A 15,456-nucleotide genomic window follows, 5' to 3' on the forward strand; every position below is an offset into this window, starting at 1 on the left:
GATCAGTCGATTTCGCGCGGCGGCATCGGCATGCCCTGTTCCTCGGCTTTGTCGTAGGCGGCGCGGACAGCGCGTCGGAAGCGCGGCCCGGGCGTGGTGCGCATTACGTGCTGGGCCAGGCGGGCGGTCAGGTAGTGACGGCCGTCATCTTCGAGCCGGGTCACCAGCGCCTTGAGATAGGGGACATCCGTGCGCCGCGCCCGGTAGAGCCGGGCGAGGCTGGCGGTGTCGAGCTTGCCGGCGCTGAGTTGGGCGATGAAGCGCAGGAGGATGTTCATGCGCATCAGACCGCGATCGAGGCGCGGCCCCATGTACCGCATCCGGTAGCGGCTGACGTTGCTGCGGGCGAAGAGGGCCGCATGCATCGCGTCTTCCTCGATGTCGGGGTCGTAGAGGATCACGGCGCGGTCAGCGGCGTCCAGCATGTCGGGTGCATAGCCGTAACGGGACGTGAAATCGAGCTTGCGGCTACGGCGGAACCGTTCGTCCCACTCGCTCATGCGTGGGTCGAGCGTGGCCTGGGGCTGAATCGCCAGCACACGGGCACCGGGAGCCGCCACGGAAAACGCGGCGGCGGCATAGCCGGCAGGGCCGGCCCCGTAAAAGATCACCTGGTCGAACTCTTCGAAGAAGCCGTCGTCGATCAGCCGGTCGAAAAATCCGAAGACGCGGCCCTCGCGGAACCAGCTGTCGGTCTGGCTGGCCAGGCAGAGGTGTGACCAGCCAAGCGCGCGGCCCAGTTGCCACCCCAGCGGCTGGGCCTCGGGTGACGTCACGCGCAGGGCGGGGAAGGCCTCGAAGGTGACCAGTAGCGTCGGCGTGTGCTCGATGAAGATGGCGGCATGGGCACCACCCAGGCGCTCGACATAGCCGTCGGCATCGGCGGCGTCGTCCAGCTTGTCCAGCCAGTCTTCCCAGTCCAGCCCGGACAGGGATGTATCCAGCGCCTTGGGATAATCTGCGCTCATGCTCGGACCTCGAAGCTCGGAGTTTCCCCGCTTGGCACGGGTTATTGGAATGTATGCTAGGGGGCAATAAGGGCAAAACTTTGGAAAATTAATGGGGTTTGTGCGGGGCGGCGGCGTGCCGCGCCCGGGGGGCTGGGCCTTGACGACGCGCGGATGCCGTGCAGTTCTGCATGGGCAAGGGAGGCCGTGCATGAGTGAACTGACATCCATCGACGACGTGGAGGCGATGCTGGCCGGGCAGGATTATGTCTGCGGGCGCAGCCTTGCGACGGTTGTTTTCCTGGGGCTGCGCCTGGGCCGGCCACTGTTCCTGGAAGGCGAGGCGGGCGTCGGCAAGACCGAGATCGCCAAGGCGCTGGCGGCGGGGCTGGGGCGCAGGCTGATCCGGCTGCAGTGCTACGAGGGGCTGGATGCGTCGAGTGCTGTCTACGAGTGGAATTTCGCCGAGCAGATGATTGCCATTCGCGCCGCCGAGGCCAGTGGCGGCGTGGACCGCGAGCGGCTGACAGACGAGTTGTTCACCGAGGATTTCCTGATCGAACGCCCTCTTTTGCAGGCGATGCGCCCGCAGGAGGGCGGGGCGCCGGTGCTGCTGATCGACGAACTCGACCGCACCGACGCGCCTTTCGAGGCGTTCCTGCTGGAGGCGCTGAGCGATTTCCAGGTGACGATTCCGGAACTGGGCACGATCCGCGCGCCCGAGCCGCCCATCGTGGTGCTGACCTCGAACCGCACGCGCGAGGTACATGATGCGCTGAAGCGGCGCTGTCTCTATCATTGGGTCGACTATCCCAGTTTCGATCGCGAGATCGAGATTTTGCAGGCCCGCGCCCCTGAGGCGGCGGAAATGCTGAGCCGCGAGGTGGTGGCGTTTGTCCAGAAACTGCGCACGGAAGACCTGTTCAAGAAACCCGGCGTGGCCGAGACGATCGACTGGGCGAAGTGCCTGCTGGCGCTGGACGTGATGTCGCTGAGCCCCGAGGTGATCGCCGACACGCTGGGCGCGATTCTGAAATACCAGGACGACATCCAGAAAATGCAGGGGTCCGAGGCCAAGCGTATCCTCGACGAGGCCAAGGCAGGGTTGGAGCCGGCATGAGTCTTCCTCTGGCCGGAAATATCCCGGGGGTTTGGGGGCTGGCCCCCAATTTGACGAGTGTTTGGGGGCTGGCCCCCAACCGGGACGGTTGATGGAATACCCCGACCTCGACCTGCCGGAGCATCCCAAGCTCGGCCACAACATCACCCATTTTGCCCGTGCCTTGCGCAAGGCCGGGGTTCCGGTGGGGCCGGGTCGGGTTATTGATGCCATCCGGGCGGTCGAGGCGGCGGGGTTCACCTCGCGCTCGGACTTCTTCTACACACTGCGCGCCTGTTTCGTGTCGCGGCCCGAACACCGGGCGGTCTTTGCCCAGGTCTTCCGCCTTTACTGGCGCGACCCGCGCTACATGGAGCACATGATGGCGATGATGCTGCCCGCCATCCGCGGCGTGCAGGAGGACCGCAGCGCGCAGGCGGCCGAGAAGCGCGCGGCCGAGGCGCTCTTGGACGGTATAGAGCCCGAGATGCCCGAGGCGGACAGCCAAGAGGCCGACGAGGAAACGCAGATCGATATCGACGCGTCCCTGACCATGAGCCGCGAGGAACGGCTGCGGACCCTGGATTTCGAACAGATGAGCACCGCCGAGATCGCCCAGGCCAAGCGGATGCTGGCCAGGCTGAGCCTGCCGGTGAAACCCTTCGCCTCGCGCCGGGGGATGCCTGCCACGACCGGCACGCGGATCGACGCGCGCAAGACCCTGCGCGCGGCTATGCGGAAGGGGGGCGAGATGCGGCGCATCCACGTGCAAAAGCCGCGTCCGCGCTGGCCCAACCTGGTGGTGCTGTGCGATATTTCCGGCTCGATGAGCCAGTACAGCCGGATGGTTCTGCATTTCCTTCATGCCGTGGCGAACGAGAAAGGCGCGGGCTGGGCGGCGGTGCATGCCTTCACCTTCGGGACACGGTTGACCAACATCACGCGCCATTTGGCGTCGCGTGACGTGGATGCCGCGCTGGCCGCGGCCGGGGCCGAGGCGCAGGACTGGGAGGGTGGCACGCGGATCGCGGCCTGCCTGCACGCGTTCAACCGCGACTGGTCGCGGCGGGTGACCGGGCAGGGGGCGGTCGTCCTGCTGATCACCGACGGGCTGGACCGTGACGACAGCTTTGACCTGGGCCGCGAGATGCAACGTCTGCACCTGTCGTCGCGACGCCTGATCTGGCTGAACCCGCTGTTGCGCTGGGACGGGTTCGCCCCGCGCGCCACCGGCATCCGGGCCATGCTGCCCCATGTGGACGCGTTTCGGGCCGGTCATTCCATCGCGACTCTGGAAGATCTGGCGGCTGCGATCAGTGCGCCGCACGATAGCGGCGAGAAGGCACGGTTGATGGCGCTTCTCTGACTCCTGCGAACCGGCGGGGTTCCGCCGATGCCGCACCCTCCTTATCGGAACACTCTGGCATGCCGGGCGTTGGGCCGTGACGCCGCACGAGTTCGCGGTATCCGTATCTAGGGAGAGAAGAGATATGCGCCGACTGACGCTGACATCCACCACCGCCGCCATCGCGCTTGCGATCGGCCAGACCGCGCCGCTTCCGCTTGCGGCTCAGACCGCCGCAGGCGACTTGCCCACTTGTTCGGGAAGCTCCGAATTGCCCTGCGCCGTGCCGGGCCTCGACGTCGTGGTCGAAAACGAAGTTGATCGCCAGACGCTGGCCCTCTGCGGGGCGATCGAAGCCAGTGGCTCTCAGGGCACGGAGGCGTGCAGCGACGCGCAGATCAACGAAGTCGTGGCAGACTTGTCTCCAATCGGAGCGGCTGCGGAATCGGAGATGGACGCCGCATCGGAGCAGGCCGAAGAAACGATGCAAACCGCCCAGGCGGATGTCGAGGAAGTCCAGCCGGACGTCAATGCAGAAGCAGAAGCCGAGGCCGCCGCCGAAGCCGAAGCCCAGGCCGCCGCAGAAGCCGAAGCCGCGGCCCAAGCTGCCGAACAGCAAGCCGCAGAGCAGCAGGCAGCTGAAGCCGAAGCCCAGGCCGAGGCGGAAGCCCAGGCCGCCGCCGAGGCAGAAGCGCAGGCCGCTGAGGAGCAGGCTGCTGCCGAGGCCGCCGAAGAACAGGCCGCCGAAGAACAGGCCGCTGCCGAGGCCGAAGCGCAGGCTGCGGACGAAGAGGCCGCGCAAGCCGAGGCTGCGCAGCAGCAACAGGACGAAGAGGCCGCCGCCGCGGCTGAGGCCGAGAGCCAGACCGAGGCGCCCGCTGCGTCGGACACTGCCACCGAAGAGACAGAGGAACTGGAGCAGGCGCTCGAGGCCGAGCAGGCCGAGACGGATGCGAACGCTCAGGCCGAAGTTGAGGCCGAGACGCAGGACGCCCCCGCGAGTGCAGAGACCGAACAGGCCGAGAGCGATGCGCCTGCTGACACGGCCCAGACCGAAGAAGATGAGCTGCAGCAGGCGCTTGAGGCGGAAGGGGCCGAGGCGGAATCGCAGGACGCCCCCGCGACCGCGGAGACCGAACAGGCCGAGAGCGATGCGCCGGCCGACACGGCCCAGACCGAAGAAGATGAGCTGCAGCAGGCGCTCGAGGCCGAACAGGCCGAGGGTGAAGCTGAACCCAACGCCCAGCAGACCGGCGAAGCAACCGATTCCGCGACAGACGAACAGCCGACGGAACAGGCCACGACCGATTTGCCTGAACCGCAGATCGATGAAGACCCGGAAGCGCAGGCCCAGGCACAGGCCGAAGCCGCCGCCCAGGTCGAGGAGCAGGCCGCAGCCGCCGCTGCTGCCAACGACGATGCCGAGGCCGTCAGTAGCGAAGAGGTGACGCTTACCGAGGAGAACACGCGCTCGTCCGACGAGGAATTCGAGACGACCGTTGGCGGCGATGCGCAAAACGCGACCAACACCGAGACGGCCCCGGCCGCCGGAACGCCGCGGACCAGCGATGACCGCGACGAGAACCTGCGCGATATCCTGACCGCCGCCGCGGCGATCGGGCTTGGTGCCTATGCGATCGGGCAGGTGACTGACGATGGCGGCACCGTGGTCTCGAACAGCGGTGACCGCGTCGTGGTGGAAAACAACGGTCGGTATCGCATCATCAAGGACGACGACGCGCTTCTGCGCCGTCCGGGTAGCGATGTGCGCGTGCAGACTTTCGACGACGGCTCGACCCGCAACACCGTGACGGCACAGGACGGCACGCAGACCATCACCATCCGCTCCGCAGATGGCCGTGTGCTGCGCCGGACGCAGGTTTATCCCAACGGGGACCAGGTGGTGCTGTTTGACGATACGCGCCAGGTCGAGGCGGTGAACGTGCAGCAATTGGCCGACACCCGTGCACAGGAGTACGACTACACCAACGCGTCGGAAGACGAGCTGCGTACGGCCATCCTGGCCACCCGGGACGCGCCTGCGACACGCCGCTATTCGCTGAACCAGGTGCGGTTCGTGGATGCGGTGCGCCACCAGGTGCCGGTGATCGCACTTGATACGGTCAACTTCGAGACCGGCAGCGCGGTGATCCGCCCCGAAGAGGCCAGGGACCTTTCGGTGCTGGGCAACGCCATGCGCGACGCCATCGCCGAAGACCCGCGCCAGGTGTTCCTGATCGAAGGTCACACCGACACGGTCGGTCCGGCCAGCAACAACCTGGCGCTGTCCGACCGCCGCGCGGAATCGGTGGCGCTGGCCCTGACCGAGTATTTCGACGTGCCCCCGGCGAACATGATCGTGCAGGGGTATGGCGAAGCGGACCTGAAAATCCGCCAAGCCGGTGACATCCGCGAGAACCGCCGCGCCGCGGTCCGCAATATCACCGGACTGCTGAACGACAGCTGACGTTTGCACTGATCAAACGGAGTGGCCCCTCGCCGATTGGCGGGGGGCTTTTTCGTTGCGGGAGGTGCAGGCCCAGGATTCTTCGTACGAAGACTCCTGGGCGTTGACCGCAGCGGAAATTGCGTTTGTGAAAGCCGGGCACCCGGCCCATATTGGGGCCATGACCGACCGGTTCGACACGATCCCCGAGACAGCACTGGCCTGGCACGAGGCCGGCATAGGCGCGGCGCTGGCCACCGTGGTGGAAACCTGGGGCAGTGCGCCCCGGCGCGTGGGAAGCCAGTTGGCGATTTCCGGCGCAGGCGAGATCGAGGGATCGGTCTCGGGCGGCTGTGTCGAGGGCGCGGTGGTGGCCGAAGCGCTGGATGCCATCGAGGACGGCACGCCCGTGATGCTGGAATACGGGGTCAGCGACGGCGACGCCTTTGCCGTGGGGCTGGCCTGTGGCGGCACGATCCGGGTCCTGGTGGAGCCGGTGGGCACGGTGATGCCGGTGGAACTTCTGAAGGATCTGGTGCTGGCGCGCGAGGCGCGGGTGCCGGTGGCTTATATCACCGGCATGGAGGCCGAGCGCAGGCTGGTGCGCGAGGGGTACGCAGACCGCTTTCGCGCCGACCGATCGGGGTTCGAGGAGGATGGGACGACCTTCGTGGCGATCCACAATCCGCCGTTGCGGATGATCATCGTCGGCGCCGTGCATATCGCCCAGGCGCTGGTGCCGATGGCGCGGGTGGCGGGATACGACCCGCTGCTGATCGACCCGCGCGAAAGTTTCGGCAGCGAGGCGCGGTTCCCGGGCGAGGTGATCCTGCACGACTGGCCCGACGAGGCCGTGGCGGCCCATGGCCTGGACAGCCGCACGGCATTGGTGCTGCTGACCCATGACCCCAAGCTCGATGATCCGGCGCTGGAAGCGGCGTTGGCGTCGGATGTTTTCTATATCGGCGCGCTGGGTTCGACCCGGACCCATGCCAAGCGGGTGGCGCGGTTGGAGGAGAAAGGCTTCGGGCCTGACCAGATCGCGCGCATCCACGGGCCGGTGGGGCTGGATATCGGCGCGGCGGGACCGTCCGAGATTGCCGTGGCGATCCTGGCCGAGGTGACGCAAGTGCTCAGGAAAGGCGGATGAAGTTCGGACCGGTCGCGATGGCGGAGGCGGCGGGCGCGATCCTGGCGCATAGCGAGCATTTGCCGGACGGTCGCCTGCGCAAGGGGCAGGTTCTGACCGAAGCGGATATCGCACGTTTGCGCGCGGCGGGTTTTACCGAGGTAGTGGTCGCCACGCTGGACCCGGAGGACCTGCACGAGGATGCCGCCGCCGCGCGGTTGGCCGAGGCGGTTCTGGACGGCGCCACGGGAATGTCCCTCAGCCGGGCGTTCACGGGTCGGGTCAACCTGGTGGCCGAGGCGCCCGGCGTGGTCGCGGTGGATGCCGCCAAGGTCACGGCGGCCAACATGCTGGACCCGATGATCACGCTGGCCACGGTTGCGCCGTGGTTCCAGACCCATCCCGGCGGGATGGTGGCGACGGTCAAGATCATCTCTTACGGGGTGGCGGCAGAGGCGCTGGCCCGCGCGGCGGAGGCGGCGCGCGGCGCGATCCGGCTGCACCCTCCGCAATACGAGAGCGCCAGCCTTATCGTGAGCGACACGGCGGACGGTCCTGGCCTGCGCGGGGTCGAGGCGATCCGCACGCGGCTTGCGGGCCTTGGAATGCGCCTGAAACAGACGCTGAGTTGCCCGCATGAGGGGCCTGCTCTGGCCGAGGCAATGTCGTCGGCGACGGGGGAGGTGGTGCTGATCCTGACCGGGTCGGCAACATCGGACCCGCGCGACACCGGACCCGAGGCGTTGCGGCGCGCGGGCGGTACGGTGGAACGGTTCGGCATCCCGGTCGACCCGGGGAACCTGCTGTTCACAGGGCGGCTGGGCGCGAGACCCGTGATCGGGTTGCCCAACAGCGCGCGCTCGCCGGTTCTGCACGGGGCGGACTGGGTGCTGGCGCGGGTCGCCTGCGGGGTGCCGATCGGTGCGGCGGATTTCGCGGCGATGGGCGTCGGCGGCCTGCTGAAGGAAATCCCGACGCGTCCGCAGCCGCGCCAGCGGAAACAGGCCGGGTAGGGACGCCGGGCAGGGGCAGGGCCCGCCCGGCGCCCGGGTTCAGCCGTCCAGTTGCGACAGCTTTTCGAGGATGCCGGTCCAGCCCCAGCGATGGCCTTCGCGCTGCTCTTCGCTGACGAAGCGGACCTGGGTCAGTTGCACGCGCGTGCCGCCCGGACCGGGGGTGAAGGTGATGGTGACCTCGCTGTCATCGCGTGACGCGTGGCTTTCCCAGGTGAAGACCAGCCGGTTGGGCCGGTCAATTTCCTTGTAGGTGCCGGTGTGGGGCAGGTCCTTGTCGCCGTTGCGCATGATGATCTCGAACCGTCCGCCCTCGACCGGGTCCGAGGACGCGCGGGGCACCACGGTCTCGCCGGGGCAGATGAAGCGTTTCATGGTGTCGGGGTCGAGCCAGGCATCGAAAAGGCGCTCGGGCGTGGCGTCGATCACGCGTTCGACGGTGAGGGTGAGGTCATTTTCGGTGGCAGTCATGGGTCGGTCTCCTGTGTGAGCAGATGGTCGAGCGCCTCCAGCCGGAGGGCCCAGATCGAACGCAAGTCACGGAACCAGCGGTCGACATGGGCAAGTTCCTCGACCCGCAATTCGATCATGTGCTCGCGCCATTCGGTGCGGCGCGTGACCAGCCCCGCGCCTTCGAGCACCTTGATGTGCTTGGAGACGGAATTGAGGCTTATGTCGAACCGTGCGGCGATGTCGGTCACCCGAAGCGGTCCATGCTGCGCCAGAAGCGTCAGGATGGCGCGGCGGGTGGGGTCGCCTGCGGCCTTGAGGATGTCGGTCAGTCGTTGCTGTGAGTCTTGTTCATCCATATGGGTGAATAACATCGTGCGGGATATTAGTCAACCATTTGGGTGAACGATAGGGCGGCGTCTTCTGCCGCCCGAGCCGATCCGCGAGCGCGCAAGTAAGACGAAGGCAGGGGGGTGGCGCGACAGAAAGTGCCTTCTCAAGTCTGGGGCGGCGTGTTTAACTCGGACCCAGCCAATTAGAAAAGCCAATGGGAGGAGCCGATGGCACAGGTCAAGATGACCGTGAACGGCAAGCCTGCGTCCGGCGAGGTGGAAGGACGCACGCTACTTGTCGATTTTATCCGTGATACGCTGGGCCTGACCGGCACGCATGTGGGCTGTGACACAAGCCAGTGCGGCGCCTGCGTGGTGCATGTGGACGGCAAGGCCGTGAAGGCCTGCTCGATGTTCGCGGCCGAGGCCGAGGGGACGGAAGTGACCACGATCGAGGGGATGGCCGCGGAGGACGGCACCATGACCCCGGTTCAGCAGGCGTTCCAGGAATTCCACGGGCTGCAATGCGGGTTCTGCACGCCGGGCATGGTGATGTCGGCGGAGGCGATGCTGAAGGACAACCCGAGCCCGACCGAGGCGGAGGTGCGCGAGTACCTCAAGGGCAATATCTGCCGCTGCACCGGGTATCACAACATCGTCAAGGCGATCCTGGCGGCGTCGGGACAAGACGTCAGCAATATCGCGGCCGAGTAAGGCGTAGGGTGCGTGCGTGCACGCACCGTTTTCAGGGAGGACTAACACATGCCCAAAGATGGTGGCATCGGCGCCAGTTCCAAGCGGCGCGAGGACGTACGGTTCCTGACGGGGGCCGGCAATTATACCGACGACATCAACCTGCGTGGACAGGCCTATGTGCATTTCCTGCGCTCGGACGTGGCGCATGGCACGCTGGACAACGTGGACACCAGCGCCGCCGAGGGCATGCCCGGGGTGCTCAAGGTTTTCACCGGCGCGGATTTCGCCGAGGTGGGAGGCATTCCCTGCGGCTGGCAGGTGACGGACCGGCATGGTGAGCCCATGCAGGAGCCGCCGCATCCGGTGCTGGCACAATGCAAGGTGCGCCATGTGGGCGACCCCATTGCCGCCGTGGTGGCCGAGACGCGCGAACAGGCGCGGGACGCGGCCGAGGCGATCGAGGTGGACATCAGTGATCTGCCGGCCGTCATGGACATGAAGGAGGCGCTGAAGGATGGCGCCACCAAGGTACATGACGATCTGACGAGCAACCTGTGCTACGACTGGGGCTTCGTCGAGGAGAACAAGGGCGCGGTGGACGAGGCGATCAAGAACGCCGCGCATGTCACGACGCTGGAGCTGGTGAACAACCGGCTGGTCCCGAACGCGATGGAGCCGCGCGTGGCGGTGGGCGATTACAGCCGTGGCACCGATGACAGCACGCTTTACACCACGTCGCAGAACCCGCACGTGATCCGCCTGCTGATGGGCGCGTTCGTGCTGGGTATTCCCGAGCACAAGCTGCGGGTCGTGGCGCCGGATGTGGGCGGCGGGTTCGGCTCGAAGATCTATCACTACGCCGAGGAAGCCTTCTGCACCTTCGCCGCGAAGAAGCTGAACCGGCCGGTGAAGTGGACCTGCTCGCGATCCGAGGCGTTCATCAGTGACGCCCATGGCCGGGACCACGTGACCAAGATCGAACTGGCACTGGACGCCGACAACAACTTTACAGCCGTGCGCACGGAAACCTATGCCAACATGGGGGCGTATTTGTCGACCTTCGCGCCGTCGATCCCGACTTGGCTGCACGGCACGCTGATGGCGGGCAACTACAAGACGCCCAATATCTATGTGAACGTGAAGGCGGTCTTTACCAACACCGTGCCTGTCGATGCCTATCGCGGCGCAGGTCGGCCCGAGGCGACGTATCAGCTGGAGCGTGTCATCGACAAGGCGGCGCGGGAGCTGGGCGTGGACCCGATCGAGTTGCGGCGGCAGAACTTTGTCACCGAGTTCCCCTATGCGACGCCTGTGGCCGTGGAATATGACACTGGCGATTACAACGCCTGCATGGACAAGCTGCTGGAAATGATCGACATGTCCGGCTTTGACAAGCGGCTGGCGGACAGCAAGGCCAAGGGCAAGCTGCGCGGGCTTGGCGTGAACTGCTATATCGAGGCCTGCGGCATCGCGCCGTCGAACCTGGTGGGGCAGTTGGGCGCGCGTGCGGGTCTCTATGAATCGGCCACCGTGCGGGTGAACGCCACCGGCGGGATCACCGTCATGACCGGCAGCCACAGCCATGGGCAGGGGCATGAAACCTCGTTCGCCCAAGTTGTCGCGGACATGATCGGGATCGACGAGTCGATGATCGAGATCGAACATGGCGACACCGCGAATACGCCGATGGGCATGGGCACCTACGGCTCGCGGTCCATCGCCGTGGGCGGCAGTGCCATGGTCAAGGCGACGGAAAAGATCATCGCCAAGGCCCGCAAGATCGCGGCGCACCTGATGGAGGCCTCTGAGGCCGATATCGAGCTGAAGGACGGCCAATTCAGCGTCGCGGGCACGGACAAATCCGTGGCCTGGGGCGACGTGACGCTGGCGGCCTACGTGCCGCACAATTACCCGCTGGAAGAGATCGAGCCCGGACTGGAGGAGACCGCGTTCTACGACCCGGCGAACTTCACCTACCCGTCGGGCGCCTATGCCTGCGAGGTGGAGGTCGACCCCGAGACCGGCAAGGTCACCATCGAGAGCTTTGCCGCTGCCGACGATTTCGGCAATGTCATCAACCCGATGATCGTTTCGGGGCAAGTGCATGGCGGGCTGGCGCAAGGGATCGGGCAGGCGCTGCTGGAGCAGACCTCCTACGATGCCGACGGCCAGCTGCTGAGCGCGTCCTACATGGATTACGCAATGCCGCGCGCCGATGACGTGCCGTTCTACGATGTCGACCATTCCTGCCAGACGCCCTGCACGCACAACCCGCTGGGTGTGAAGGGCTGTGGCGAGGCCGGGGCGATCGGCAGCCCGCCTTCGGTGGTCAATGCCGTGGTGGATGCGCTGCAACGCGCGGGTCATGACGTGACGCATATCGACATGCCGCTGACGCCCTCGCGCGTCTGGCAGGCGATGCAAGGGTAAGGAGAGAGACAATGTACGCATTCGAAATCGAACGCCCGAGCACCGTGGCAGATGCGGTCGCCCTGCTGAAGCAGAGCGACGAGAACCAGGCGCTGGGGGGCGGGCAGACCCTGATCCCCACGCTGAAGCAACGGCTGGCCGCGCCCGAGGTGCTGGTCTGCCTGAGCGGGATCGACGAGATCAAGGGTGTCTGCACCGATGATGACGGCCGCATCTGCATCGGCGGGGGCACGACCCACGGCGAGGTTGCGGCGGGATCGGGCGCGTATCCGGCGTTGGTCTGGATGGCCGAGAATATCGGCGACCCGGCGGTGCGCAATCGCGGCACGATCGGCGGGAGCCTCGCCAACAACGACCCGTCGGCGTGCTATCCGGCGGCGGTGCTGGCCTCGGGCGCGACGGTGGTGACCAACGAGCGCGAGATCGCGGCCGATGATTTCTTCGACGGCATGTTCGCGACCGCGCTGAACGAGGGCGAGATCATCACCGAGGTCAAGTTCCCGGTGCCGGAGAAAGCCAACTATCAGAAGTTCGAACAACCCGCGTCGCGCTTTGCGCTGGTGGGTGTCTTCGTGGCGAAGTTCGCCGATGGCGTGCGCGTGGCCGTCACCGGCGCGTCGGAAGAAGGCGTGTTCCGCTGGACAGAGGCAGAGGAGGCGCTGAACGGCAACTTCTCGGCCTCCGCGCTGGACGGGCTGTCGGTGTCGGCGGACGGGATGATTTCGGACCTGCACGGCTCGGGTGCCTATCGCGCGCATCTGGTCGCGGTGATGACCCGCCGGGCGGTCGAGGCGGCCTGAGCGCCTTTTAGATCTGGCGCAATGCTATAGCAGCCCGACCTGCCCTTGGCTGGTCGGGCTTTTTTCGGCGTGCCATGTTGGTAAGACGCCGCCGTTCGAGAACAGGCGTTTCGTGCGTTCGACCGCAACTGCTCACGCAAGAGATGTGCGACACGGAGATGTTCCGAAGTTGTGATAATCTCGGGTCTTCAATTGGGAGACTCATCATGTCGGATTATTTTGATTTAGGCGCCTATTCGCGCCCCGTGACATCGGTTCCCGTTGCCCAGACCTGGTTTGATCGTGGCCTTGTCTGGTTGTTTGCCTATAACCACGAGGAAGCCATTGTCTGCTTTGAGAAGGCGATCGAGGCGGACCCGGAGTGCGCGCTGGCGCATTGGGGCATCGCCTATTGCATCGGGCCCAACTACAATAAGGCTTGGGAGGTCTTCACGCCCGAGGAAAAGGCGCCCGCGCTGGAGCGCGCCCACGCCGCGCTGAAGGCGGGGTTGGCGCTAAGGGATGCAAGGCCGCTGGAACGTGCGCTGCTAGAGGCGCTGGCGTCGCGCTATCCGACCGACCCTGAGATTGAGGATTACCAGCCGTTCAACGACGGGTTCGCCGAGGCGATGCGCCCGGTCTACGATGCGCACAAAGACGACCTCGATGTGGCGTGCTTCTTCGCGGAAGCGCTGATGAACCGCACGCCCTGGCAGCTTTGGGATTTCCAGAGCGGCGTGCCCAACCCCGAGGGCTCGACCGTCGAGGCGATGGCGGTGCTGGAGCGCGCCTTTGCCGAGACGCCCGGCGCGTGGGACCATCCGGGCCTATTGCACATGTACATTCACCTGATGGAGATGTCGCCGCATCCCGAAAAGGCGCTGCGCCATGGGGACCGGCTGACCGATCTCGTGCCCGATGCGGGGCACCTCGTGCATATGGGCACCCATATCGACGTGCTATGCGGCGACTACCAGAACGTGCTGACGCGCAACCTTGCCGCGGCAGAGGTGGACGAGCGGTTCAAGGACTATGCGGGGGCGGCGAATTTCTACGCGCTGTACCGCATCCACAACCTGCATTTTGCCGCCTACGGCGCGATGTTCCTGGGCCAGAAGGCGGCAGCGGTGATTGCGGCGGCGCGCCTGCGTGGCGAGGTGCCGGACGAGGTGGTCAGGTCATACCCTGATATTTTCGAGACCTTCGTGGCCGCCGCCCCGCATGTCTATATCCGTTTCGGAATGTGGGAAGAGATCCTGGAGCTGGAACAGCCCGAGGATACAGAGCTATACGTGACCACGAACGCGCTGATTTACTACGCCAAGGCAGTGGCCCTGGCCAATCTGGGTCGACATGCGGAGGCCGAGCAAACGATGGCGGACTTCACGGCGGCCTATGCGCTGGTGCCCGACACGCGGATGCTTTTCAACAACACCGCGCGCGATGTGCTGGCCGTGGGCGAGGCGATGATGCAGGGCGAGGTTGCATTCAAATCCGGCCGGCGGGAAGAGGGGCTGGAGCACCTGCGCCGTGCGGTCGCGCTGGATGATGGACTGGAATATGAAGAGCCGTGGTCGTGGCCACAGCCGACGCGGCACGCGCTGGGCGCGCTTCTGATGGAAGCGGGCAAACTCGAGGAGGCCGAGGCGATTTATCGGGCCGATCTGGGGCTTGATGGACAATTGCCGCGTCCGAGCCAGCACCCGCGCAATGTCTGGGCGTTGCACGGGCTTCACGAATGCCTGCACCGCCGAGGTGAGATGGTGGAAGTGTCGCATGTGAAGCTGCTGCTGGACCAAGCGGTCGCACGAGCGGATATTCCAATTCGCGCAAGTTGTCTGTGCCGCAAGGCCGCGGCCTAACAGGCAGGGGCGAAACATCCTCGGCACATACCCTACGCGCCGCGCGGGGGCTGTGTTGATGCCCTGCCAACCCGGCTGAATGCGTTCGGGCTGTTGGCAGGGCCTACACAGTTCCTTGGCTTATCGTACCCTTGTGGATAAGTGTCACATCCCCGTCACGGAATCGCGCTACCCAAATCGCAAGATGTACCGCCAAATCCAGCACTTGCCAGAGGCGTAACACGATATATAGTGAACTCAATCAAGGGGTGGCTGTCACGCCCCGTACCACAGCATGAGGCGATACGAGCGGGGGTAAGTTAGGCCATGGACGCAGACTTCAGGACGGAATTCGTAAGGGCGCCCTCGGCGCTGAAACATCATCCGGCACTGGTTCTGAACGCCGACTATCGCCCGCTGTCCTATTACCCCTTGTCGCTCTGGCCCTGGCAGGACGCCGTGAAGGCCGTGTTCCTTGACCGGGTCGACATCGTGGCCGAGTACGAAGACACGGTGCGAAGTCCCTCGACCGAGATCAGGATACCCTCGGTCATCGTTCTCAAAGATTATGTCAAACCTCAAAAGCGCGTGGCCTTCACGCGCTTTAATTTGTTTCTGCGGGACGAATTCCAGTGTCAGTACTGCGGAGCGAAGGGGGATCTGACATTCGACCACGTGGTGCCGCGCGCCAAGGGCGGGATCACGTCCTGGGAAAACGTCGTGGCGGCGTGTTCGCCCTGCAACCTGCGCAAGGGCTCCAGAAGCCTGCGGCGCTCGGGGCTGAACCTGCGCAAGCCGCCGCGCGCACCGGCGGCGGAACAGCTGCGCAACCTCGGTCGCAAGTTCCCGCCCAACCACCTGCATGAAAGCTGGATCGACTTCCTTTACTGGGATGCCGAGCTGGAAGCCTAGGGCGCTCTTCTAAAAGATTGACCTGAAACCGATCTGC

General features: G+C 65.6%; 13 protein-coding genes. 10 read left to right on the forward strand and 3 right to left on the reverse strand.

What is annotated here, in order from left to right:
- Positions 1 to 2: 2 nt before the first annotated feature.
- Positions 3 to 968 (reverse strand): phosphoadenosine phosphosulfate reductase, encoded by a 966-nt coding sequence (locus RBB18_RS03095; RefSeq protein ID WP_306110581.1) that lies wholly within the window; start codon positions 966 to 968, stop codon positions 3 to 5.
- 190 nt (positions 969 to 1,158) lie between these two features.
- Between RBB18_RS03095 and RBB18_RS03100 the strand changes: the two genes are divergently transcribed.
- The 5 genes from RBB18_RS03100 (at position 1,159) to RBB18_RS03120 (ending at position 7,979) form a co-directional block, all read left to right on the forward strand.
- Positions 1,159 to 2,067, forward strand: a complete 909-nt coding sequence (locus tag RBB18_RS03100; RefSeq protein WP_103761476.1) for a MoxR family ATPase — start codon at positions 1,159 to 1,161, stop codon at positions 2,065 to 2,067.
- Positions 2,068 to 2,158: 91 nt separating this feature from the next.
- Positions 2,159 to 3,412, forward strand: coding sequence for a VWA domain-containing protein (locus RBB18_RS03105; protein ID WP_371931579.1), 1,254 nt, complete (start codon positions 2,159 to 2,161; stop codon positions 3,410 to 3,412).
- A gap of 124 nt (positions 3,413 to 3,536) precedes the next feature.
- Complete coding sequence (locus RBB18_RS03110; protein ID WP_306110579.1) at positions 3,537 to 5,858, forward strand: OmpA family protein; 2,322 nt, start codon at positions 3,537 to 3,539, stop codon at positions 5,856 to 5,858.
- Positions 5,859 to 6,018: 160 nt separating this feature from the next.
- On the forward strand, positions 6,019 to 6,987 hold the full coding sequence (locus tag RBB18_RS03115; RefSeq protein ID WP_306110578.1) for an XdhC family protein: 969 nt from the start codon (positions 6,019 to 6,021) through the stop codon (positions 6,985 to 6,987).
- Positions 6,984 to 7,979: a molybdopterin-binding protein gene (locus RBB18_RS03120; protein ID WP_306110577.1), complete on the forward strand. Its 996-nt coding sequence runs from the start codon at positions 6,984 to 6,986 to the stop codon at positions 7,977 to 7,979. Before RBB18_RS03115 ends, RBB18_RS03120 begins: the two co-directional genes overlap by 4 nt.
- A 39-nt stretch (positions 7,980 to 8,018) precedes the next feature.
- Here RBB18_RS03120 and RBB18_RS03125 read toward each other — a convergent pair whose 3' ends face one another.
- Together RBB18_RS03125 and RBB18_RS03130 are read right to left on the reverse strand one after the other, a co-directional pair.
- Positions 8,019 to 8,450 carry an SRPBCC domain-containing protein gene (locus RBB18_RS03125; RefSeq protein WP_306110576.1) on the reverse strand — a complete coding sequence of 144 codons (432 nt, stop codon included), beginning with the start codon at positions 8,448 to 8,450 and terminating at the stop codon, positions 8,019 to 8,021.
- Positions 8,447 to 8,788 (reverse strand): helix-turn-helix transcriptional regulator, encoded by a 342-nt coding sequence (locus tag RBB18_RS03130; RefSeq protein ID WP_103761471.1) that lies wholly within the window; start codon positions 8,786 to 8,788, stop codon positions 8,447 to 8,449. The genes RBB18_RS03125 and RBB18_RS03130 overlap by 4 nt, the downstream gene beginning before the upstream one ends.
- Positions 8,789 to 8,989: 201 nt before the next feature.
- On the opposite strand from RBB18_RS03130, the gene RBB18_RS03135 reads away from it, so the two are divergent.
- From RBB18_RS03135 to RBB18_RS03155, 5 genes are all read left to right on the forward strand, one after another.
- Entirely contained in the window at positions 8,990 to 9,475 is a 486-nt protein-coding gene (locus RBB18_RS03135; RefSeq protein WP_306110575.1) for a (2Fe-2S)-binding protein, read from the forward strand.
- Positions 9,476 to 9,523: 48 nt separating this feature from the next.
- The gene (locus RBB18_RS03140) at positions 9,524 to 11,887 is read left to right on the forward strand and encodes a xanthine dehydrogenase family protein molybdopterin-binding subunit (protein WP_306110574.1); all 2,364 of its coding nucleotides are present in this window, start codon (positions 9,524 to 9,526) and stop codon (positions 11,885 to 11,887) included.
- An 11-nt stretch (positions 11,888 to 11,898) separates the two neighbouring features.
- Positions 11,899 to 12,687, forward strand: coding sequence for a xanthine dehydrogenase family protein subunit M (locus tag RBB18_RS03145; RefSeq protein ID WP_306110573.1), 789 nt, complete (start codon positions 11,899 to 11,901; stop codon positions 12,685 to 12,687).
- Between the two features lie 206 nt (positions 12,688 to 12,893).
- Positions 12,894 to 14,528 carry a hypothetical protein gene (locus RBB18_RS03150; RefSeq protein WP_306110572.1) on the forward strand — a complete coding sequence of 545 codons (1,635 nt, stop codon included), beginning with the start codon at positions 12,894 to 12,896 and terminating at the stop codon, positions 14,526 to 14,528.
- Between the two features lie 306 nt (positions 14,529 to 14,834).
- Entirely contained in the window at positions 14,835 to 15,419 is a 585-nt protein-coding gene (locus tag RBB18_RS03155; protein WP_103761466.1) for an HNH endonuclease, read from the forward strand.
- The last annotated feature ends 37 nt before the right edge of the window (positions 15,420 to 15,456 follow it).

It is taken from the genome of Roseovarius sp. MMSF_3298 (genome assembly GCF_030733705.1).
Taxonomy (GTDB): Bacteria; Pseudomonadota; Alphaproteobacteria; order Rhodobacterales; family Rhodobacteraceae; genus Roseovarius; species Roseovarius confluentis.

Coding starts and splice junctions, on each gene's coding strand:
- RBB18_RS03130 (WP_103761471.1), bottom strand. CDS start 8,788: ATGGATGAACAAGACTCACAGCAACGACTGACCGACATCCTCAAGGCC.
- RBB18_RS03095 (WP_306110581.1), bottom strand. CDS start 968: ATGAGCGCAGATTATCCCAAGGCGCTGGATACATCCCTGTCCGGGCTG.
- RBB18_RS03135 (WP_306110575.1), top strand. CDS start 8,990: ATGGCACAGGTCAAGATGACCGTGAACGGCAAGCCTGCGTCCGGCGAG.
- RBB18_RS03105 (WP_371931579.1), top strand. CDS start 2,159: ATGGAATACCCCGACCTCGACCTGCCGGAGCATCCCAAGCTCGGCCAC.
- RBB18_RS03100 (WP_103761476.1), top strand. CDS start 1,159: ATGAGTGAACTGACATCCATCGACGACGTGGAGGCGATGCTGGCCGGG.
- RBB18_RS03145 (WP_306110573.1), top strand. CDS start 11,899: ATGTACGCATTCGAAATCGAACGCCCGAGCACCGTGGCAGATGCGGTC.
- RBB18_RS03120 (WP_306110577.1), top strand. CDS start 6,984: ATGAAGTTCGGACCGGTCGCGATGGCGGAGGCGGCGGGCGCGATCCTG.
- RBB18_RS03125 (WP_306110576.1), bottom strand. CDS start 8,450: ATGACTGCCACCGAAAATGACCTCACCCTCACCGTCGAACGCGTGATC.
- RBB18_RS03110 (WP_306110579.1), top strand. CDS start 3,537: ATGCGCCGACTGACGCTGACATCCACCACCGCCGCCATCGCGCTTGCG.
- RBB18_RS03155 (WP_103761466.1), top strand. CDS start 14,835: ATGGACGCAGACTTCAGGACGGAATTCGTAAGGGCGCCCTCGGCGCTG.
- RBB18_RS03140 (WP_306110574.1), top strand. CDS start 9,524: ATGCCCAAAGATGGTGGCATCGGCGCCAGTTCCAAGCGGCGCGAGGAC.
- RBB18_RS03115 (WP_306110578.1), top strand. CDS start 6,019: ATGACCGACCGGTTCGACACGATCCCCGAGACAGCACTGGCCTGGCAC.
- RBB18_RS03150 (WP_306110572.1), top strand. CDS start 12,894: ATGTCGGATTATTTTGATTTAGGCGCCTATTCGCGCCCCGTGACATCG.